A 20,181-nucleotide genomic window follows, 5' to 3' on the forward strand; every position below is an offset into this window, starting at 1 on the left:
GCGACCCGCATCATGCAGCATCGCTCATATTATGTGTGTTTGACCCATATTTGCCGCAAGTATTTTTCCGCCTTTTGGCTGTCGAAAAAGCTGCCGACCGGTTAAAAAGGAAGCACCTGGCCCCATGCTCTCCCCCGATGACCGAACCATGCCCGATACAAAACCCGACAGCGCCACCGATGCCAACCTCGCCACGATAACCGGTCTGGTGCGTTATCCGGTCAAATCCCTGACGCCACAGGCGCTGGAGGCGGTGACGCTCGAGGCTGATGCCTGCCTGCCCCATGATCGCCGCTATGCCATCGCCCATGGCGCGGCACAGTTTGACAGTGCCAATCCGGCATGGGTCGCCAAGCGCAATTTCGCGGTGCTGGCCAAGCATGACCAGCTCGCCGCCCTGACCAGCGATTATGACCCGGAAACCGAACAGCTGAGCCTCAGCCGCCATGGCAAGGTGGTGACGCAGGGCGACCTGAAAACCCCGGCGGGCCGGGCGGTGGTCGAACAGTTCCTGAATGCCTTTCTGGATGCCAAAATTCCCAAGCCGGTGAAAATCGTGCGCGTACCCGATGCGGCCCTGACCGATCAGGCAGAACCGCTGGTCTCGATCATCAATCAGGCCAGTCTCCGTGACCTTGAACGGGTCATGGGCGCACCAATCGACCCGCGCCGGTTCCGCGGCAATATTCTGGTCGATACCGGTACGCCGTGGTCCGAACGGCAATGGGTCGGCGGCACCATCCGCCTCGGTGACACGATCGAGGCCGAGGTGGTCGAACATATCGGCCGCTGTGCCGCCATCAATGTCGACCCCGACACGGCGGTCAAGGACATGAACATCCCGCCAAAAATCGTCCGCACCTTCGGCCACATGGATTGCGGCGTCTTCATCCGCATCACCAAGGGCGGTGAACTGACGGTGGGTGAAGCAATCAGCCTAGCCTGATTTTGCGATTACCAGCCGTTCGGGGTTGATGCGGCCATCTAGGTAGCCTGAGGCGACGAGCAGGGTGGCGGTGGACTGGTTGCAGGCCATGGGGATGTCATAGAGCGTGGCGAGGCGGGTCAGGGCCTTCACATCCACATCATGCGGGTGGGGTGACAGCGGGTCGGTGAAGAAGATCAGCGCATCGACCTTGCCTTCGGCGATCATCGAGCCGATCTGCTGGTCGCCGCCGAGCGGGCCACTCTTCTTCAACTCGATATTCAGGCCGGGGCAGCGCTCCTTGAGCCGTCCACCGGTGGTGCCGGTACAGACGATCTGATGGGCCCCCAGCACGGTGTCATGTTTGGCAACCCAGTCAACCAGTGCGGACTTCATCTGGTCATGGGCGATCAGGGCGATGGTCTTGGTCATGGCGGGGTATCCGGGCGTATTGGCAGGGTTGGCGACTTATCTAGTCTCCGTCTTATGCCATGCGCCGGGCAAACAAAAGCCCGCAACCGGATGGTGCGGGCCTTTATTATTCTGGCTCAACGCTGATGAAGCCCCAGGGCCTTGGTGTCTCAGGCTTCCTCGGGCTCTTTGACATTGCCCTCGACCTCGGACATCAGCTGGGCAACAGCGGATGCTTCCTTCGGTGCGCGGGTGCGGGTGGTGCGGCGACGGGCCGGTTTCTTCTCGGCTGTCTCGTCATCGCTGTCATTGCCCGCATCGCTGTTGTCGGATGCCTTGGCGGCTGCATCATCGCTGCTGTCATCGGCATCGTCGCTCTTGCGACGGCGACCGGTGCTGCTGCGGGTATTGCGGCCACGACCGCGATCTCGCCCGCGTGATGAACTGTCATCATCGCTGTCGTCACTGTCGCTCTTGCCAGTCACATCCTCGATGGTCTCGGCATCGTCGTTGCTGCCGATGATGGTTTCATCATCATTGCTGCTGTTGTCGTCATTATCATCACGATCCTGACGATTGCGGTTGCGACGCTGTTCGTTTTCCGCAGCGCGCTTCTCCGACTCTTCATTGGCGGCAGAGAAGATGCGGTAGTAATGCTCGGCGTGCTGGTAGAAACCCTCGGCGGCGATACGGTCACCGGCTGATGATGCGTCGCGGGCCTGCGCGATGTATTTTTCGTAAACCTGCTGGGCTGTACCGCGGATTTTGCCGTCGGGGCCGTTGCTGTCGAAGACCTGCTGGCGATTGCCGCCGCCCTGACGACGGTTATTGTTGCTATTACCGTTATTGTTATTACCGCGGCCGCGAGAACGTCGTGGATGTTGCCTCATCAAAAACAGCTTTCTTTGCTAGTTCAAATGTTTCGTTTTGGTTTTGGGGTGAAAACTACGGTGATTGCTCACGGGTTTTTTCACTCAGGTGACCGTCCTGTCTGGTTCAATAATGCCATTATCAGGGGCGTCTGGATCGAGTTGGATGGCTTGCCTCAGGACAAGCGTCTCATACCCGTTTTTCCGGTTGCCCGAATATCCGTTCCTTGCCCGTATACCTGTTCGATGCGCCCGGAAAGTCGGGCGGAAATTGCGGTAACGGTTGGTTGTTCGGTTACGGCTATGCCGCTTTTATTCACTTTGGTCGCAAAATGCCAGCTTTTGCTGCATTGCGGTCCCTACCTTGGGTAATAGCCTAGACGGTTGAACGGTAGGGGCAAAGCCTTTTTTCGCAAATTATCCGTGATTTATGGCGTTTTTGGCAGTCTGACCAGTACACAGCGCGGGTGTTGCGCAAGATCGGTCAATGGCGGATCGGCCCGCAATCCGGCGGCGGTCATGATTGCCGGTACGCTTTGGCCCTGATCGAACCCGATCTCCAGCGCGGCAAGGCCATCATCGGCCAGATGCGCCCGGATAACCGGGGCCAGCGCGCGATAGGCATCAAGTCCGTCCTCGCCGCCATCAAGCGCCAGTTCGGGATCATGATCGCGTACCTCGGGGGCCAGTTGCTCAATCACGTCTCCGGCGATATAGGGCGGGTTGGAGACGATAATGTCGAATACCTCATCCTCATCCAGCGCCTCATCCCAATCACTGAGCAAAAACTCCACCCGGTCGTCGAGGCCAAGGTGCCGGGCATTCTCTTCCGCCTGTATCAGGGCGTCTTCGGAGAGGTCGAGGGCAACGCCGGTGGCGGCAGGCAATTCATTGAGCAGGGCCAGCATCAGGCAGCCGGTACCAGTGCCGAAATCGGCGATGCGGAACGGGCGGTCAACTGGCAGCACCCCATCAACCGTGATCGCCGCCAGTACCGCTTCGACCACCAGCTCGCTGTCCGGGCGTGGCTCAAGGGTGGCCGGTGACAGGCCGAAGGGCAGGCCCCAGAACTCGCGCTCGCCGATAATTCGGGCGACCGGTTCCCGGTCGGCGCGGCGCTCGACCAGCGGAAAGATTGCTTCGATCTCGGCATCGCTCAACCGGCGCGCGCCCTGCAGATACAGGTCGCTGCGGTTGAGGTCGAGCACATGGGCGATGAGCGCACGGGCATCGCCGCGTGCTGCCGGAATACCGGCGTCCTTCAGCATTTGTGTTGCCTGACGCAGGACACCTTCCAGCTGGTCATCATCGACCGGGGCCGGTTCGGCGAAGGTGCGCGGGTCAACCTTCGGATCGGGGGCTTGGTCAACCATGGGCGGGGAAAGTCCTGTTCGTCGGTCGTCGGTTCAGAGCATCAGGCGGATGCTGCGAGGCGTTCGGCCTGATCATGGGTAATCAACTCGTCGATCGCCTCATCCAGACCGTCTCCGGCCATGATCTGATCTATTTTGTACAGGGTCAAATTGATCCGGTGATCGGTGACCCGTCCCTGCGGAAAGTTATAGGTGCGGATGCGCTCCGAGCGATCACCGGAACCCACTTGGCTCTTGCGGTCGGCGGCTCGTTCGGCAGCGGCCCGTTCGCGCTCTGCCTCATAGAGTCTGGCCCGCAGCATTTTCATCGCTTTATCGCGGTTTTTGTGCTGTGAGCGCTCCTGCTGACAGGCGACGACCACACCGGTTGGAACATGGGTGATCCGTACCGCACTGTCGGTGGTATTGACGTGCTGACCACCGGCACCGGAGGACCGGAAGGTATCGATCCGCAAATCGCCTTCATCGATATGCACATCCACTTCCTCGGCCTGCGGCAGCACCGCAACCGTTGCTGCGGAGGTATGGATTCGCCCGCCGGTTTCGGTTTTCGGCACCCGCTGTACCCGGTGTACGCCGCTCTCGTATTTCATGCGGGCAAAGACGCCGACGCCATTGATCTCGGCCACGCCTTCCTTGATCCCGCCAATCTCGGTCTCGGTGACATCGATAAGCTGGAACGACCAGCCATGGATCTGGGCATAACGCTGATACATCTGAAACAGCTCAGCGGCGAACAGGGCGGCTTCCTCACCGCCGGTACCGGGACGGATTTCGAGGATCGCGCTGCGGTCATCGGCGGCATCCTTGGGCAGCAGCGCCAGCCGGATGTTGTGTTCCAGGTCGGGAACTTTTTCGCGCAGGGCCTGCAGGTCATCATTGGCCATGGCCTTCATCTCGGCATCCAGACCCGGCTCGGCCAGCATCTCCTCAAGGTCGGCCTGTTCCGCGCGTGCCTCGGCGAGGGCATTGATCCGCTCGACCACGGGATCAAGCTCGGACAGCTCGCGCGACAGCTTGGCGATCTGATCACCGGTAATATCGGGGGCGGACAGCAGGGATTGCAGCTCGCGGTGGCGGCTGAGGACCTGCTGGAAACGTTCGTCCAGCATGGATGTTGATGCGCTAGTGGTGAGAGGGGATACCGGCTGTGTGGTTCATTATTCGGCAGCGACCGTCGCGGTTTTTTCGGCGGCTTTCTTCTCGGCTTCCTCGGCCTCGATTTCGGCAGCCTTCTTCTCGATCATCTCGGCCAGATGCTCGACGATATCCTTGTCCTTCAGGCGATGGTTCTGCACCCCGGCGACATAGACCTGATGGGTGCCCTTGCCGCCACCGGTAAGGCCGATATCGGTCATGGTGGCCTCGCCCGGACCGTTCACGACACAGCCGATAACCGAGACGGTCATCGGCGTGGTGATATGGGCGACGCGCTCTTCCAGCCGCTGGACCGTATCGATCACCTGAAACTGCTGACGGGCACAGGACGGGCAGGAAATCACATTGACGCCGCGGTGACGCAGGCCCAAGGACTTCAGAATATCGAAGCCGACCTTCACTTCCTCAACCGGATCGGCCGACAGTGAGACCCGGAGCGTGTCACCGATCCCGGCCCAGAGCAGCATACCCATGCCGACCGACGACTTGACGGTGCCGGAACGCAGGCCACCGGCCTCGGTAATGCCGAGATGGAGCGGGTGGTCGCAGGCATCTGCCAGCGCCTGATAGGCGGCGACGGCGAGGAAAACATCGGATGCCTTCACGCTGATCTTGAACTGGTCGAAATCATTGTCGAGCAGGATGCGGGCATGATCGAGAGCGCTTTCGACCATCGCTTCCGGGCATGGCTCGCCATATTTTTCCAGCAGGTCTTTCTCCAGCGATCCGGCATTCACACCGATCCGCATGGAGCAGTTGTTGTCCTTCGCAGCCTTGATGACCTCGCGTACCCGTTCTTCCGAACCGATATTGCCGGGGTTGATGCGCAGACAGGCGGCGCCGGCCTCGGCGGCTTCGATCCCGCGTTTGTAGTGGAAGTGAATGTCGGCGACGATTGGCACGGTTACTTCCGGCACGATCTCCTTGAGTGCTGCGGAACTGGCTTCATCCGGGCAGGAGACCCGCACGATATCGGCACCGGCAACTTCCATGGCGCGGATTTGCTCGATGGTAGCCTTGACGTCATGGGTCAGGGTGTTGGTCATGGATTGCACCGTGATCGGTGCATCACCACCGACCGGCACATTGCCGACATGGATCTGGCGGGATTTACGGCGTTCTACATGGCGCCAGGGGCGAATGGTATCGTGCATGGTGCTTTACGTAATCGGTGTTTGTGTCAATACAACTGAATAACGCCTGAAACTTGTCGCGCGTTCTGCCCGGCAGGTCAATGTCTAGTCGGAACCGTCTAGTCGGAACCGGAACATGACCGGACGGGGACAATGCTGCTTTGCTAACGCAAGGCATCCTCAATCCCGTCAACCGACAGGTCAATATCGCGGATGACCTGACCGTTCTCGCCGAGTGTACCACGTCTGCCGCCCGGCAGGCTTGCCTCGATTGCCCCGGCATCGCCGACGGTAAGCAGCAGCCCCGGTATGCCCGGCGCGAAATAGCGGTCGCCGGTATGCAGCACGCGGGTCAGGATGATTTCGTCGGCACCGGTATCGCGCACCTGTACCCAGACATCGCGGCTTGCCAGCAATGTGAGGGCGGCCTCGGCAGCGTCAACCCCGAAGGTTTCCGCCGTTGCCGGAATGGTGACACCCGGCTGTGGCGGCTGATTGGCCGCAGTACCCGATGGCAGCCCGGTTTGCGGCAGCCCGGCACTGTCGAGCGGCTGGGTCATATCGCCCGGTGCGGCGGTGATCGGCAGATCGGCTTCCGGCCCGATCTGGTCGCCGACCAGTGCCTGCAGATGCTCGGGCAGTGGCGGTATCTCGGTCATGATCTCGTCGCTGTGACGGCTCGCATAGATCATCACGCCAATCAGCACCGCGACAATGATCAGACCGATGAAGATCGACAGCGCACCGGGCAGGCGTCGCTCCAGCGTCGGGGTCGGGAAGCTGTATTTGGCACTGCGTGTGAGCGCCTCGGCTTCCTGTCGCCACTGTGCTTCGAGGACTGCGCTATCAAGGCCGAGATACTGGGCATAGGCGCGGACAAAGCCGATGGTATAGATGCCGCCCGGCAGCTTGGCGTGGTCATTTTCCTCAATCGCCAGCAGCAGACGCTCGCGGATGCGGATGCTCTCCGCGATCCGGGCCAGTTCCTCCCCGCGCGCGATACGCTCCTGACGCAGTATTTCACCGACGCTGGGCGGCGGCGGTGCTACCGGTTCGATCTCTGCGCTGGCATCGGTTTCAGCCATGGGTCAGCCTTGTCTTGCGCGTGGGTGGATGATGTGGTGCCCACCATATGAGCATGTAAATCCGGCGTAAAGTCCGGTGTAGTAGGTGTGGTGATGGTTCAGGCCTGTCCATCGAGCGGCAAGCCGTGGTCTATAGCGAAGGCCCGCAATCTTGGGCGCAGGGTGGCAGCACGGCCATCCAGTTGCGGCACCAGATAATTGCTGAGCAGGCCAATATCCACTGCCCGGATCAGCATCTTGATGCCGGCGACATTGAACGGCGAGATCGACAGGCTGCGATAGCCGAGGGCGAGCAGGGCCATGGCTTCCAGCGGACGGCTCGCCATTTCACCACACAGGCTGACCGGCAGGTTGTAGGCGTCGCAATCCTCGCGCAGGCGATACAGTGCTTTCAGAAACGCCGGGTTCAGGTTGTCATAGCGCTGGGCCAGACGCTGATTGGTCCGGTCGACGGCAAAGAAATACTGCAACAGGTCGTTGGATCCGATGGAGACAAAGTCGACCAGCCCGGCCAGAGCCGGTATCTGGTACAGGATTGACGGCACCTCAAGCATCAGTCCGCGTTCGATCCTGCTCGGCAGTATCTCGCCATCGGCCTTAAGCCGCGCGCATTCCATATCGAGCAGCCTGTTGGCCTGTTCCAGCTCGGCAACCGTGGAGACGAAGGGGAACATCACCTTCAGATCGCGCCCGGCGGCACCGCGCAGCAGGGCGCGCAGCTGGGCGCGGAGCATGGCCGGGCGGTCGAGGCCGATACGCAGGGCACGCCAGCCCATGGCCGGGTTGGCTTCCTCATTCGGCGGCAGATAGGGCAGCAGCTTGTCACCGCCGATATCGAGGGTACGGAAGGCAACCGGTTTGCCCTGCGCCTGATCCAGTACGGATTTGTAGATTTCTTCCTGTGCCTTGGCGCTCGGATAGTCATTGCGCACCATGAACGGCACTTCGGTACGGTACAGCCCGATCCCGTCGGCACCGCAATCATGCAGATGCGGCATGTCGATCATCATCCCGGCATTCATGTTGACCGAGATCGCGATGCCGTCCTGGCTGATCGAGGGCAGGTCGGCGATTTTCTTCAGTTCCTCGCGGGCGCGGGCGCGGTGCTTGACCGTGCGCAGGAACTGTTCCTGTACCTCTTCCGCCGGGCGGAGCAGCACCTGATTGTTCTGGCAATCGATGATGATGCTGTCGAGGGCTTCCACATTGTCGGTGATGCCCCGGCACTGACCGATGGCCGGGATGCCCAGCGCGCGGGCGACGATGGCTACATGGCTGGCGGTTGTCGCCTCCTCGACCACGATGCCGACCAGACGGCTGGTGTCGTAATCGAGCAGGTCCGCCGGTCCCATGTTCTTGGCCACGAGGACGGCAAATTCCGGCAGGGTGGTGGTGCCGCTGTCGCGTCCGGCAAGGTGTTGCAGCAGGCGGTTGGCGAGGTCGTCGAGGTCCGACAGCCGCTCGCGGAAAATCGGGTCGGTTGCCTTGCTGAGCCGGACCCGCATGTCGTTCTGTACCCGCTGGACCGCGCTTTCCGCCGTCAGTCCGGCATCAATCGCCTCCCGGATGCGCCGCAGCCAGCCATGGTCATTGGCGAACATGCGATAGCTCTCGATGATATCGAGCGGCTCACCGCCACCGGCAATATCGCGGGTCCAGGCGATCATGGTATCGAGCGCGGTCAGCATCCGCGCCAGTGCCACGTCGAGGCGCTCGCGTTCATGGATCGGGTCGTCGGCGACCACCTCGCGCGGGATGATCCGCGGGTTGTGCATGACGGCAAGGCCGAGCCCCATGCCGGGTGCCAGCGGTTGCCCGGCGAGACGCATCGGCATCAGCGAATCGCTGACCCCGGCGGAAACCTCCATCCGGTCGACCATGGCACCGAGCTCGATCAGCTCGGCAACGATCATGGCTACGGTTTCGAGCAGCTCCACCGCCGCTTCGGAATAGGTCTTACGTTTGGCGTTCTGGATCACCAGCACGCCGCGTACCCGGCCGCCGCGCAGCACCGGCACGCCCATCATCGAGTGATAGGGGTCCTCACCGGTTTCCGGGCGATAGGCAAATGACGGGTGGGTCTGGGCATCGGCCAGCGCCAGCGGTTTGGCCGACAGCGCGATTTCACCGACCACACCCTCGCCGATACGCAGGCGGGTGCGGTGGACTGCATCGGGATTCAGGCCGACGGTGGCGAACAGCTCCAGAATGTCACCGGCACGGCGGAGATAGCAGGAACAGACCTCAGCACCCATCTCGGCGGCGATTGCCTGTACGATCTTGCCAAGCCGGGCATGGGCATGGCCGCTGCCCGCCATGATATCGCGCAGCCGGGCCAGCAGCCGCCGCTCGTGATTGACGTTGCTGGCGTGACCGTCAAAACCGCTGTTTTCGGTGAGGTCGTCGAGGGATGTGAGGTAACGGGGGCGTATCTTGTCGGTTTCGCCGGTACCGCTATTGTCAGACAGATGGGGCGGGGTTTTGGCTTGATCGGACATTTCTGTCATCGCTTCTGACCCCTCCCTCGGCTGTTGTCTCGTTGTCTGTCTCGTATTTCGCAACCCCGTCCCGGTTATGCCGCGTCGAGGTTGTAGGCGGTATGTAGGGCGCGGATTGCCAGTTCGGTATATTCTTCGGCGATCAACACGCTGATTTTGATTTCAGAGGTCGATATTACCTGAATATTGATGCCCTTGTCCGCTAAAGCCTTGAACATCCGCTGGGCAACACCGGCATGGCTGCGCATACCCATACCGATAATAGATACCTTCACAACTTTATTGTCAGCATCAAGGCGCTTGTAACCGAGGTCGGCTTTATCCAGCACGTCGATGGCACGGTCGAGGTCGGTGCGGTTGACGGTGAAGGTCAGATCGGTGCGGGTGCCGTCATCGGAGATGTTCTGGACGATCATGTCCACATTGACCGCGGCATCGGACAGCGGCCCGAAGATGCTGGCGGCAACACCGGGCTGGTCCGGTACTTCGATCAGCGTGATTTTTGCTTCATCCCGGCTATAGGCGATGCCGCTAACGATTTCCTGTTCCACGAGTTCATCCTCATCAATAACCAATGTGCCGGGCAGGTCGCTGCCGATGGCATCTTCAAAACTGGATAATACCTGCACCCGGACGCCATGCTTCATGGCCATTTCCACGGACCGGGTTTGCAATACCTTGGCACCGAGTGACGCCATTTCGAGCATTTCCTCGAACGAGATTTTCGAGATCTTGCGCGCCTTGGGCACGATGCGCGGATCGGTGGTATAGACCCCGTCCACATCGGTATAGATATCGCAGCGCTCGGCATTCAGCGCGGCGGCGAGGGCGACGGCCGAGGTATCGGTGCCGCCACGGCCGAGGGTGGCGATGCGGTTGCGCTGGGATACGCCCTGGAACCCGGCCACGACGACGACCTCGCCCTGATTCAGGCGCTCTTCCATGACATCGGTCTTGATATCGAGGATGCGGGCCTTGGTATGGGTATCGTCGGTCAGGATCGGTATCTGCCAGCCGAGCCATGACCGGGCGGCGATGCCATTTGCCTGCAGCGCCATGGCCAGCAGGCCGCTGGTCACCTGTTCGCCGGTGGAAACCACGGTATCGTATTCGCGCGCATCGAACAGCGGGCTGACGCCACGGCAGTAGTCGACCAGCTGGTTGGTGACGCCAGCCATGGCCGAAACCGTCACCGCGACCTGATTGCCGCGCTCGACTTCTGCTTGCACCTTGGCAGCAGCAGCCTTGATTCTATCCAGATCGGCGACAGAGGTGCCACCGAATTTCATTACAATGCGAGCCATGAAAATGCCGGTATCCGGGCTGGGAAAAACTTGTATCGGCGCATGATTAGCGGTTTGATGCCGCAGGATGCAAGAGGCACTGGCATTTGTCGGTGCCCGGCATCACATTTTTTCTGCCAAGAGCAAGATTGACCAGACGAGTTCGCCCCATGAGCGCGGTGCCAAAAGACACTGAAACTACGGTAAACCCTGATGAAATGGCCCATTTCGGCGCGATGGCGGCGGAATGGTGGGACCCTGACGGGAAATTCGCCCCGCTGCACAAGCTGAACCCTGTGCGACTCAATTTTCTCAAGCGTCACATCTGCGCCCATCTGGGACGCGATGCCGATGCCTATGATGCGCTGACCGGTCTGTCGATTGTCGATATCGGTTGCGGCGGCGGTCTGATTACCGAACCGATGACCCGGCTCGGCGCCAGTGTCACCGGCATTGATGCCGAGGCCGAGACGGTGAAGGTGGCTGCCGCCCATGCCGGTCAATCCGGTCTTGCCATCTCCTATCAACAGACCACGGCGGAGGCACTCGCCGCCAGCGGTGCGCAATTCGATGTGGTGATCGCGCTGGAGGTGGTTGAGCATGTGGATGCCCGCGACCAGTTCTTCGATGCGCTGGCCAGCCTGACCAAACCCGGCGGCATTATCTTCATGTCCACGCTGAACCGCACACCCAAGGGCTTTGCCCTCGGTATCATCGCGGCGGAATATCTGTTGCGCTGGCTGCCGCGCGGTACCCATGACTGGCGCAAGTTCATGCGACCATCGGAAGTGGTCGGGCAGTTGCGCCACCGTGGCTTTGCCCTGCGGGAACTGACCGGGCTGGTCTTTGATCCAGTGCGCCGCAGGTTTTCCGAAAACCCCCGCGATCTCGATGTGAACTATATCCTCACTGCGGTGAAGGATTAGATCGGTTACGTTTCCATGATGTTTGATATGTCCTCAGCCTGGGTCCGGCGCTTTTTGCCGTTGATCCCCCGTGGCTCATTGCCGGTACTCGACCTTGCCTGTGGTGAGGGGCGGCATCTGCGCTTGCTGATCGGTAATGCCTATCGGGCGACCGGGGTGGACAAGCGCATGGTTGGCCTTGCCGATCTGCTCGGCGATCCGTCGCTGGAGTTCATCCAGCGCGATCTGGAAGATGCCCAGCAAGATGGCAGCGACTGGCCCTTCGAGGGACGACAGTTCGCCGGGGTGATCGTCAGCAATTACCTGTATCGCCCGATCCTGCCGAAGCTGCCGGGCCTGCTGGCACCCGGCGGTATCCTGCTGTACGAGACATTCATGACGGGGCATGAGCGGTTCGGCCAGCCGTCCAATCCCGACTATCTGCTGCAACCCAACGAGTTGCTGGCGGCGTTCATGGATGAACTTGAGGTTGTCGCCTTTGAACAGGGGGAGATCGGCTCCCCCCGTCAGGCCATGGTGCAGCGGATTGCGGCCCGTCGTCCGTCACCCAATGATCCGGGCACGTCAATTCCGTCGCCGTGAGTGCTGGTGCTTATTGGCCGAGGCAGTCGGCGTAACTGTCGGCAAGTCCGGTAAGCAGCGCCTGATAGCCGCCGATCCGTGCAAAATCGCTACCGCCGAGCGGGTCGAGGATGCCAGTGCGCACTGGCAGGTTTTCGGCAATCACCCGAATGGCTCGTGGTTCGAATTGCGGCTCACTGAAGATACAGACGATGTCGTGCTCTTCCACCTCTTCACGCAGTTCATGCAGTGAGGCAGCGCCGGGCTGTATTTCGGGGCTGACCGTGACCGACCCATGATAATCGAGGCCGAAATTGGTCTCGAAATACTGATAGGCATCGTGGAAGGTCAGATAGGGGCGCTCGGCATATGGCTTGAGCTGGGCTGCGATCACGCGCTTGAGCTCGGCAATATCGCTCTCGAAGTTGGCCAGATTGCTGCTGACACGGGCGGCTTCGGCGGCGTGCAGGTCCTTGCTTACCGCTGCGGCAATACCACGGGCAATGGCAACCGCATTGTCGGGTGACAGCCAGACATGGGCATCATTGCCGGTATGGTGGTGGCCGTGATGATCGTGATCATGTTCGGCATGGTCATGCTCATCGTGATCATGTTCATCATGATCCCCATGCTCATGGTCCTCGTGGTCATGATCATCATGATCGTGTTCTGCGTGATGATCCTCATCATGATCTGCATGGTCGTGATCGTGATCATCATGCTCATCATGGTGCTCTTCGGCCTTGCGATAGGGCATCAGGGCTACGCCCGGCAGGGTCATGGCTTCGATCTCGGTGGCCGAGGGCGCAAGGGTGTCGAGCTTGTCAGCCAGAAACAGTTCGAGACCTTCGCCGACCCACAGGACATAATCGGCATTGGCCAGTGCCCGGGCATCGGATGGGCGCAGGCTGTAGGCATGGGGTGAGCCGCCATTGTCGATCAGCAGTGTCGGTTTCGCGACGCCGGACAGAATGTCGCTGGCGATCCCGGCGAGTGGCGGGATGGTCGCAACGAGTTTCGGTCCTTCCGCGCGTGCGGAAGCTGCTTGTCCGGCAAGGGTAAGGGCGGCAGTAATAAGGGCGGTTCTGATGATCGGGCGGGCCATGCTGATTTCCGTGGCTGGAGTTGGGGCTGGGTTGAACTGAACTGTCATGGGCTGAGGGTTAAGGGCATATGTGTTATACTATAACAAATCAAGATTTGTTTTTATCGACCAGTCAGGATAGAAGGCAGTCATGACCGATACGCTGAACCAAACGCCGCTGTTTCACGCCCATGATCACGGGCATGATCACTGCATCGAAACGGGTCTCGCCGAGGCTGAACGCCGGGCGAAAGAGACCGGTCAGCGCATGACCGATAACCGGCGTCAGGTGCTCGAAATTCTGCTCGCCGATCATCGGCCGATGGGTGCCTATGACATCCTCGAGAAAATGACCGATGATGACGGCAACCAGCCCGGTCCACCGATTGCCTATCGCGCGCTCGATTTCCTGACCCAGCTTGGTGTGGTGCATCGGATTGATCGCCTGAATGCCTTTATTGCCTGCAGCCTTGGTCTGGCCGGGGATCATTGCATTGGCGGCGATGCCTTCCTGATCTGTGAGAAATGCCGGCGGGTGGCGGAACTGTCCGCCGATATGCTGGGCAAGGCCCTGCAAACGGCTGCTGACAGCGCCGGATTTGCCATTACCGGGGCGACGGTGGAGCTGGTCGGCCTCTGCCCCGATTGCCGAACCGCAGGCCGTGCTGCATGACCGACAAACCACTGATTACGGCGACCGGCCTCGGTATCCGGGCGGGCAAGCGCTGGCTGATCCACGATATCGATGTGAGCATCGCGCCGGGCGAGGTGGTGACCGTGATTGGTCCCAACGGCGCGGGCAAGACGACGCTGGTGCGCGCGCTGATCGGCCTCACCACGCCCGATGCGGGCCGCATTACCCGGCGGGATAAACTCACCATCGGCTATGTGCCCCAGTCGCTTGCCATCGATGCCACGCTGCCGCTTACCGTGCGGCGGCTGATGACCCTGTTGCGACCGGCCTCCCTCGACATGATCCGCGCCAGTCTGGCGGAAACCGAGGTTGAGCATCTGCTCGACCAGCCGGTGCAGACCCTGTCCGGTGGTGAGTTCCAGCGGGTGCTGCTCGCCCGTGCCCTGATGCACAGACCGGACCTACTGATCCTCGATGAACCGGTGCAGGGTGTCGATTATGCCGGTGAGGCTGCGCTCTATCAGTTGATCGGTGATACCCGTCAGAAACTGGGCTGCGGCGTGCTGATGGTCAGTCATGATCTACATGTGGTCATGCGCTCGACCAACCGGGTCTTGTGCCTGAATGGGCATATCTGCTGTTCCGGTGCCCCGCGTGAGGTGACGGTGCATCCCGAATATCGGCGCATGTTCGGTGAGCGGGCAGTGGACGCCTATGCCGTCTATGAGCATGCCCATGATCATCACCACACCGCCGATGGTCAGGTTATTGACGGTCATCATCATGAGGGCTGCAATCACGATCATGCGCATGGTCACAAGCATACCGGCGGTGCCGTGGGCAGTGCCGCAAGCAGTAACGGATAAGACGGATTAGCCATATGGACGATTTTATCCTGCGTGCCTTGCTGGCCGGATTGGGAATTGCCGTGATTGCCGGACCCATGGGTTGTTTCGTAGTCTGGCGGCGCATGGCCTATTTCGGCGATACGGTGGCCCATGCCGCCCTGCTCGGTGTTGCCCTCGCGATTATTCTGGATGTGAATATCCTGCTCGGTGTGTTGGCAACCGGTTCGGCCATTGCGGTGGCACTGTTCCTGTTGCAGGACCGGTTGGCTCTGGCGACGGATACCCTGCTCGGCATTCTGTCCCATGGTTCGCTCGCCATCGGTCTGGTGGCAATCTCGCTCATGGCCGGGTTGCGGCTTGACCTGCTCGGCTATCTGTTCGGGGATATTCTGGCGGTCGGCTGGTCCGATCTGGCGCTGATCTGGGGCGGGGCAGTGCTGTTGCTAGGCTTGTTGCTCTGCCTCTGGCGACCCTTGCTGGCGGTGACGGTGAGCCCCGATCTGGCGGCGGCAGAAGGGCTGCCCGCACAGCGCACGCGCCTTGCCTATGTGCTGGCGCTGGCGGTGCTGATTGCCATTGCCATGAAGCTGATCGGCATTCTGCTGATTACCGCACTGTTGATTATCCCGGCCGCTGCCGCCCGGCCCTTTGCCCGGTCACCGGAGATTATGGCCGTGCTGGCTGCCCTGTTCGGGGCGGCATCGGTGGGGGGCGGTATCGGGGCGTCGATGATGTTCGATACCCCGTCCGGGCCATCCATTGTAGTGGCTGCCGTCTGCCTGTTCCTCGGCGGCTTGGTCATCAACTCTGTGCGTCAGTCATCAAACCCGTGAAATGCGGCAAAGGCCGATAGCGGCTCGCGCTCGCTGATCAGCCGGTTCTCAACCGCCGACATATCGGCGTATCCCATGGCCATGCCGAAGGCTAGGGTGTGTTCCGCCGGGATCTGCAGGTGCTTTTTCACAATCGAATGATAGGTGCACCAGGATTGCTGCGGGCAGGTGTCGAGGCCATGGCTGCGCGCAGCGATCATCACCGACTGCATGAAGGCACCCATGTCGATCCATGAGCCGTATTCGAGCTTGCTGTGCAGGCTGAAGAACAGCCCGACCGGGGCATCGAACAGCAGGAAATTGCGGCCATGCTGGGCCAGCATCTTTTCCTTCTCACCGCGCTGGATACCGAGCAGGCCATAGAGACCCCAGCCCAGCCCGCGCTGGCGGGTTTTCCATGGCTCGCCGAGTTCATCCGGGTAATAGGCATATTCCGGCGCATCGGGCGTTTGGCCATTCATCAGGGCGGCATGCTGCTCGGCGACCAGCGCGTCACGGTTACTGCCGGTACAGACATGCACATGCCATGGCTGGGTATTGGTGCCGCTCGGCGAACGGCTGGCGATTTCGAGGATATGCCGGACCAGATCGGGCGCAACCGGGTCCGGTTTGAACGCCCGGATCGAGTGCCGTGAGACAATCGCTTCCTCAACCGCATTGCGTGGTTCGGGCAGCGTGGCCGGTTGATAATCCGGAGCGCCGGACTCTGTCGCACTGGTCATGGCATGTCACCGCTTGATGTCGATCGGACCGTTGAGGTCGAAACCGGCATGTTCATAGCCACGGCGGAAGTCGTCAATATGCTTCGACATCCACATGCGCGCCTGTGCCGGATCACGCATCCGCAGGGCCTCCAGCAGTTGCTCATGCGCTTCCTGTGAGCGGGTTGTGGCCTGTGACAGCTGCGACATGACCCTGGTCACCGCCGGGTGGAACAACAGGTTGAACGGCTCGCGGGCGATGTTCAGAACCTTGTTGCCCGCAACCTCGGCGAGAATGGCGTGGAAGCTGTAATCCAGCTCACAGAACTTCTTTGGATTGCCGACCACTTCCCGGCTTTCCTGCACATTCGCCTCAAGCAGGGCAAGCTGCTCTTCGGTGATGTTTTCGGCAGCTGCCTCGGCGACCGCTGGTTCGACCGCGCGCATGGCTGACCACAATTCGAGGAAGGTTACCTGATGCATGATCAGGGCGCGGCTGATGCCGTTGGCGAGCTGGTCGGTGGATGGCTTGCTGACGATCAGGCGGCGGCTGCTGGCGCGCTCGACCAGACCGGTTTGCTCCAGCAGGCGGATGGCTTCGCGTACGGTGGAGCGGTTGACGCCGAACTGTCCGGCCAGATCGGTTTCGGTCGGCAGTTTGGAACCGGGTTTCAGGCGACCACGGACGATTTCGGTCTCGATTGCATCATAGAGGCGGCGATAGGTGGGGGCGGTGTTGATTTTTGCAAAACTGGTCATGGTGGTCTTTTCTTGAGTTTCTTGTCGTGAGTTTTTTTGGGGGGGAGTGTTAGTCGTTGCCGGTGTTATCGGGCTCGGAAAACGGTTTCATGATGCGTCTGGCGATGGCCCAGCGATGTACTTCCGATGGGCCGTCATAGATGCGGAAGGCGCGGATATCCTGAAAGATGCCGGCGACCACGGTGTCATCGCTGACCCCGGTGCCGCCCAGTATCTGCACCGCCCGGTCAGCGACACGGTACAGCGCTTCGGAGACGGCAACCTTGGCCATGCTGCTCTCATGCCGGGCCTTGTTGCCCTGATCGAGGCACCAGGCGGTGTGCCAGATGGTCAGCCGGGCCTGATGCAGGTCGATTTCATTGTCGGCCAGCATGGCACCGATACTGCCGTGCTCATGCAGCTTCTGGCCGAAGGCGCTGCGCTTGGCGGCGTAATAGCAGGCGATGTCATGGCAGCGCCGGGCGGCACCGAGCCAGCGCATGCAATGGGTCAGCCGGGCCGGGGACAGGCGCGCCTGGGCATAGCGGAAACCCTCGCCGACACCACCCAGCACATTGTCCGGGCCAACGCGCAGATTGTTGAAGGCAACCTCGGCATGGCCGCCGGTGAAGCTCCGGTCCATGGTGTCCATTACCCGGACAATCTCGAACGCAGGGTCGCTCGGCTGGAACAGAAACATGGTGGCGCCGGGTGTATCGGATTTGCCCGCCGGTACATCGGCCATGACGATGCCGATGCCAGCACCATTGGCCCCGGTGATGAACCATTTGCGGCCATTGATGATCCAGTCATCGCCATCGGGTTCGGCGATGGTGTGGAGCAGGCCGGGATCTGCCCCGGCCCCGCCCGGCTCGGTCATACAGAAGATCGATCGCTGGGTGCCATTGGCCAAGGGCCGTAACCAGCGTTCCTTCTGTTCTGGCGTGGCGATCTTCTCGAGCATCGCCATATTGCCCTCATCCGGGGCCATGCAATGCAGCGCGGTCGGGCCGAGCGGCGAATAACCCGCCGCCTCGAAAACCAGCGCCTGCGAGACATGATCGAGGCCGAGGCCACCAAATTCAGGTGAGACATGGGGGGCGAACAGCCCGGCAGCGCGGGCCAACTCGTTGAGTTCGAGCCGCAACTCGTCGCTCGGACCATGTGGCCCCCAGCGGATGTCCTTTTCAAACGGGATGATGCGGTCGGTGATGAAGGTGCGCGTGCGGTCAAACAGCTCCTGTTGTTTTGCCGTTGGCTCGAAACCAATCATCTGATCCTCCCTGACACCGTTGCCGGTAGCCTGTTTTGTCCGTTTTCTGATTGTCGGACAATCTTGCTTTGTTGAGGAATGTAGCAACGGTGCGGGCTTTGTCCACCGTGTAATCAGAGTTATGCACGTGCATTTTCATGCAAGGCACTGCCGGTACTCTAGCTGGCGGTGCTGTGTTTGCCGGTGCCGGTCGGATCAAGATAGGCATCGAAGATGGCGGCGACGTTGCGGCTGAACCGGCGGCCCTGTTTGGTCAGGGTCAGTTGTGCGCCGCTGTACAGGATCAGCCCGTCATCGGCCAGTTCGCTCAGTACCGGGCGCAGATTGCTGAAATGCCCGGCGGGGAAGCCGTGCTGCCGACAGATGCTGGCGAGATTGATGATCTTCTCGCACATGATGTCACTGATGATCCGGCGGCGCAGGCGGTCCTCGGCGCTGAGTGCCGTGCCACGGACGACCGGCAGTTGACCGGCCTCGACCGCCTTGCGGTAGTCGCCGACATGCGGGTTGTTCTGGGCATAGCCGAAATCGGTGCATGAGATCGAGGAGGCACCAAACCCGATCAGCGTACCGGCGTCATCGGTGGTGAAGCCCTGGAAATTGCGCTGGCGATTGCCCCTGACCCAGGCATGGGCCATGGGATCATCGGGCAGGGCATAATGATCCATGCCGATCTCCACATACCCGGCGGCGGTGATCGCCTCACGCGCGGCTTCTGCCTGTGCCAGCCGTTCCTCGGTGCCCGGCAACCCGCCATTCGGCTCATCGGTCTCGATCATTTTCTGGTGCTTCTTGAACCACGGCACATGGGCATAACCGAAGACGGCAAACCGGTTCGGCTTCAGCGTCAGGGCCTGATCGATGGTGCTCAGCACATGATCGACCGTCTGGCCGGGCAGGCCGTACATCAGATCAAGGTTGATATGCTCAATGCCACGGCGACGGAGGCCATAGACGGCCTGTGCCACCTCGATAAACGGCTGAATCCGGTTGATGCGTGCCTGAATGATCGGGTTCAGATCCTGCACGCCGAGGCTGACCCGGTTGATACCGGCACCGGCCAGCGCGGTCATGAAGCAATCGGTCAGGTGCCGCGGGTCGAGCTCACAGGCAATCTCGGCACTGCTTGCGATCATGAAGTTCTCGCGGATGGCACCAATAACGGCCAGCAGGTCGTTCGGGGCCAGCGCATTGGGGGAGCCGCCGCCGAGATGGATATGGTGCACTGGTCCGGGCTTACATGCCCCCACATGTTGCTGCCCGATCATGGCAGCCCGAACCAGTGCGACCTCACGGATCAGTAGAGAGGCGTAAGAACTGATCCGCGAGGTATCCCGCGTGATGTTGGTATGACAGCCGCAGTACCAGCAGAGCTGGTGACAGAACGGCACATGCAGATAGAGCGACAGCGGCGTGTCCTGTCCGACATCGGCCAGCCAGCCAGCATAATCCGCCGCCGTCACCCCGTCATGAAACTGCACGGCGGTGGGATAGGAGGTGTAGCGCGGCACCCGTGCTTCGGCATAGGTGCGCAATTCCTCTGGCAACGGTCCCGCATGGTCGAGCGAGGCCGGTGGCATGGCGGGCGCGCTGCCTGCTGACATCAGGGCCAATCTGGTAGGGCAATGTTCCATGCCCGCAATCTTGCCCGATCCCGCCAGCGCGACATTGATGCACGTCAATGAATCGATTTTTTGCTGACGGCGACCATCGGGAGGTTTAACAATGCCGGTCGCGGGCGGGTGTAGCTCAGGGGTAGAGCGTCAGCTTCCCAAGCTGAATGTCGAGGGTTCGAATCCCTTCACCCGCTCCAGCTTTTCCGTTTTTCGGGCGATCAGGCCCCAGTTC

Annotated in this window: 19 protein-coding genes and 1 tRNA gene; 7 read left to right on the plus strand and 13 right to left on the minus strand. The window is 60.9% G+C overall.

The window, feature by feature from the left end; genetic code table 11:
* Positions 1-124: 124 nt before the first annotated feature.
* Entirely contained in the window at positions 125-946 is an 822-nt protein-coding gene (locus CBB62_11905) for a hypothetical protein (GenBank protein ID OUT39118.1), read from the plus strand.
* Here CBB62_11905 and CBB62_11910 read toward each other — a convergent pair.
* The 8 genes from CBB62_11910 to CBB62_11945 all read right to left on the minus strand — a co-directional run bounded on the left by CBB62_11910 (position 938) and on the right by CBB62_11945 (position 10,756).
* Positions 938-1,357, minus strand: a complete 420-nt coding sequence (locus tag CBB62_11910) for a methylglyoxal synthase (protein OUT39119.1) — start codon at positions 1,355-1,357, stop codon at positions 938-940. The two genes, CBB62_11905 and CBB62_11910, sit on opposite strands and share 9 nt — an antisense overlap.
* Before the next feature lie 149 nt (positions 1,358-1,506).
* The gene (locus tag CBB62_11915; GenBank protein ID OUT39120.1) at positions 1,507-2,226 is read right to left on the minus strand and encodes a hypothetical protein; all 720 of its coding nucleotides are present in this window, start codon (positions 2,224-2,226) and stop codon (positions 1,507-1,509) included.
* A 407-nt stretch (positions 2,227-2,633) separates the two neighbouring features.
* Positions 2,634-3,578 (minus strand): protein-(glutamine-N5) methyltransferase, release factor-specific, encoded by a 945-nt coding sequence (locus CBB62_11920; protein ID OUT39121.1) that lies wholly within the window; start codon positions 3,576-3,578, stop codon positions 2,634-2,636.
* A 41-nt stretch (positions 3,579-3,619) separates the two neighbouring features.
* On the minus strand, positions 3,620-4,690 hold the full coding sequence (locus CBB62_11925) for a peptide chain release factor 1 (GenBank protein OUT39122.1): 1,071 nt from the start codon (positions 4,688-4,690) through the stop codon (positions 3,620-3,622).
* A gap of 48 nt (positions 4,691-4,738) precedes the next feature.
* Positions 4,739-5,890 (minus strand): 4-hydroxy-3-methylbut-2-en-1-yl diphosphate synthase, encoded by a 1,152-nt coding sequence (locus tag CBB62_11930; GenBank protein ID OUT39123.1) that lies wholly within the window; start codon positions 5,888-5,890, stop codon positions 4,739-4,741.
* Between the two features lie 143 nt (positions 5,891-6,033).
* Positions 6,034-6,954 (minus strand): hypothetical protein, encoded by a 921-nt coding sequence (locus CBB62_11935; protein ID OUT39124.1) that lies wholly within the window; start codon positions 6,952-6,954, stop codon positions 6,034-6,036.
* A 98-nt stretch (positions 6,955-7,052) separates the two neighbouring features.
* Complete coding sequence (locus tag CBB62_11940; GenBank protein OUT39786.1) at positions 7,053-9,272, minus strand: phosphoenolpyruvate--protein phosphotransferase; 2,220 nt, start codon at positions 9,270-9,272, stop codon at positions 7,053-7,055.
* A 254-nt stretch (positions 9,273-9,526) separates the two neighbouring features.
* Positions 9,527-10,756 (minus strand): aspartate kinase, encoded by a 1,230-nt coding sequence (locus CBB62_11945; protein ID OUT39125.1) that lies wholly within the window; start codon positions 10,754-10,756, stop codon positions 9,527-9,529.
* Between the two features lie 149 nt (positions 10,757-10,905).
* Here CBB62_11945 and CBB62_11950 point away from each other — a divergent pair, with 149 nt between their 5' ends.
* Together CBB62_11950 and CBB62_11955 are read left to right on the plus strand one after the other, a co-directional pair.
* Positions 10,906-11,661 (plus strand): bifunctional 3-demethylubiquinol 3-O-methyltransferase/2-polyprenyl-6-hydroxyphenol methylase, encoded by a 756-nt coding sequence (locus tag CBB62_11950; GenBank protein ID OUT39126.1) that lies wholly within the window; start codon positions 10,906-10,908, stop codon positions 11,659-11,661.
* Between the two features lie 15 nt (positions 11,662-11,676).
* Positions 11,677-12,243: a hypothetical protein gene (locus CBB62_11955; GenBank protein ID OUT39127.1), complete on the plus strand. Its 567-nt coding sequence runs from the start codon at positions 11,677-11,679 to the stop codon at positions 12,241-12,243.
* A gap of 10 nt (positions 12,244-12,253) precedes the next feature.
* Here the strand turns inward: CBB62_11955 and CBB62_11960 are convergent, their stop codons facing one another.
* Entirely contained in the window at positions 12,254-13,375 is a 1,122-nt protein-coding gene (locus CBB62_11960; GenBank protein ID OUT39128.1) for a hypothetical protein, read from the minus strand.
* Between the two features lie 82 nt (positions 13,376-13,457).
* Between CBB62_11960 and CBB62_11965 the strand changes: the two genes are divergently transcribed.
* Genes CBB62_11965 through CBB62_11975 form a run of 3 tightly spaced genes read left to right on the plus strand, consistent with a single transcriptional unit; the run spans position 13,458 to position 15,621 of the window.
* Positions 13,458-13,979, plus strand: a complete 522-nt coding sequence (locus CBB62_11965; GenBank protein OUT39129.1) for a hypothetical protein — start codon at positions 13,458-13,460, stop codon at positions 13,977-13,979.
* Complete coding sequence (locus tag CBB62_11970; protein ID OUT39130.1) at positions 13,976-14,806, plus strand: zinc ABC transporter ATP-binding protein ZnuC; 831 nt, start codon at positions 13,976-13,978, stop codon at positions 14,804-14,806. The genes CBB62_11965 and CBB62_11970 overlap by 4 nt, the downstream gene beginning before the upstream one ends.
* Positions 14,807-14,820: 14 nt before the next feature.
* Positions 14,821-15,621: a hypothetical protein gene (locus CBB62_11975; GenBank protein OUT39131.1), complete on the plus strand. Its 801-nt coding sequence runs from the start codon at positions 14,821-14,823 to the stop codon at positions 15,619-15,621.
* Here CBB62_11975 and CBB62_11980 read toward each other — a convergent pair.
* The 4 genes from CBB62_11980 to CBB62_11995 form a co-directional block, all read right to left on the minus strand.
* Positions 15,603-16,343: a hypothetical protein gene (locus CBB62_11980; GenBank protein ID OUT39132.1), complete on the minus strand. Its 741-nt coding sequence runs from the start codon at positions 16,341-16,343 to the stop codon at positions 15,603-15,605. The two genes, CBB62_11975 and CBB62_11980, sit on opposite strands and share 19 nt — an antisense overlap.
* A 6-nt stretch (positions 16,344-16,349) precedes the next feature.
* Positions 16,350-17,081 carry a hypothetical protein gene (locus tag CBB62_11985; GenBank protein ID OUT39133.1) on the minus strand — a complete coding sequence of 244 codons (732 nt, stop codon included), beginning with the start codon at positions 17,079-17,081 and terminating at the stop codon, positions 16,350-16,352.
* Positions 17,082-17,130: 49 nt separating this feature from the next.
* Positions 17,131-18,330 (minus strand): acyl-CoA dehydrogenase, encoded by a 1,200-nt coding sequence (locus CBB62_11990; GenBank protein ID OUT39787.1) that lies wholly within the window; start codon positions 18,328-18,330, stop codon positions 17,131-17,133.
* Positions 18,331-18,491: 161 nt separating this feature from the next.
* The gene (locus CBB62_11995) at positions 18,492-19,967 is read right to left on the minus strand and encodes an oxygen-independent coproporphyrinogen III oxidase (GenBank protein OUT39134.1); all 1,476 of its coding nucleotides are present in this window, start codon (positions 19,965-19,967) and stop codon (positions 18,492-18,494) included.
* A 104-nt stretch (positions 19,968-20,071) separates the two neighbouring features.
* Here CBB62_11995 and CBB62_12000 point away from each other — a divergent pair.
* Positions 20,072-20,146 (plus strand) — tRNA-Gly (locus CBB62_12000).
* Positions 20,147-20,181 lie beyond the last annotated feature (35 nt).

Source organism: Micavibrio sp. TMED2, from assembly GCA_002168225.1.
GTDB lineage: Bacteria > Pseudomonadota > Alphaproteobacteria > TMED2 > TMED2 > TMED2.

Coding starts and splice junctions, on each gene's coding strand:
- CBB62_11985 (OUT39133.1), bottom strand. CDS start 17,081: ATGACCAGTTTTGCAAAAATCAACACCGCCCCCACCTATCGCCGCCTC.
- CBB62_11910 (OUT39119.1), bottom strand. CDS start 1,357: ATGACCAAGACCATCGCCCTGATCGCCCATGACCAGATGAAGTCCGCA.
- CBB62_11950 (OUT39126.1), top strand. CDS start 10,906: ATGAGCGCGGTGCCAAAAGACACTGAAACTACGGTAAACCCTGATGAA.
- CBB62_11965 (OUT39129.1), top strand. CDS start 13,458: ATGACCGATACGCTGAACCAAACGCCGCTGTTTCACGCCCATGATCAC.
- CBB62_11980 (OUT39132.1), bottom strand. CDS start 16,343: ATGACCAGTGCGACAGAGTCCGGCGCTCCGGATTATCAACCGGCCACG.
- CBB62_11955 (OUT39127.1), top strand. CDS start 11,677: ATGATGTTTGATATGTCCTCAGCCTGGGTCCGGCGCTTTTTGCCGTTG.
- CBB62_11975 (OUT39131.1), top strand. CDS start 14,821: ATGGACGATTTTATCCTGCGTGCCTTGCTGGCCGGATTGGGAATTGCC.
- CBB62_11920 (OUT39121.1), bottom strand. CDS start 3,578: ATGGTTGACCAAGCCCCCGATCCGAAGGTTGACCCGCGCACCTTCGCC.
- CBB62_11970 (OUT39130.1), top strand. CDS start 13,976: ATGACCGACAAACCACTGATTACGGCGACCGGCCTCGGTATCCGGGCG.
- CBB62_11915 (OUT39120.1), bottom strand. CDS start 2,226: ATGAGGCAACATCCACGACGTTCTCGCGGCCGCGGTAATAACAATAAC.
- CBB62_11925 (OUT39122.1), bottom strand. CDS start 4,690: ATGCTGGACGAACGTTTCCAGCAGGTCCTCAGCCGCCACCGCGAGCTG.
- CBB62_11995 (OUT39134.1), bottom strand. CDS start 19,967: ATGGAACATTGCCCTACCAGATTGGCCCTGATGTCAGCAGGCAGCGCG.
- CBB62_11935 (OUT39124.1), bottom strand. CDS start 6,954: ATGGCTGAAACCGATGCCAGCGCAGAGATCGAACCGGTAGCACCGCCG.
- CBB62_11945 (OUT39125.1), bottom strand. CDS start 10,756: ATGGCTCGCATTGTAATGAAATTCGGTGGCACCTCTGTCGCCGATCTG.
- CBB62_11905 (OUT39118.1), top strand. CDS start 125: ATGCTCTCCCCCGATGACCGAACCATGCCCGATACAAAACCCGACAGC.
- CBB62_11930 (OUT39123.1), bottom strand. CDS start 5,890: ATGCACGATACCATTCGCCCCTGGCGCCATGTAGAACGCCGTAAATCC.
- CBB62_11960 (OUT39128.1), bottom strand. CDS start 13,375: ATGACAGTTCAGTTCAACCCAGCCCCAACTCCAGCCACGGAAATCAGC.
- CBB62_11940 (OUT39786.1), bottom strand. CDS start 9,272: ATGGCGGGCAGCGGCCATGCCCATGCCCGGCTTGGCAAGATCGTACAG.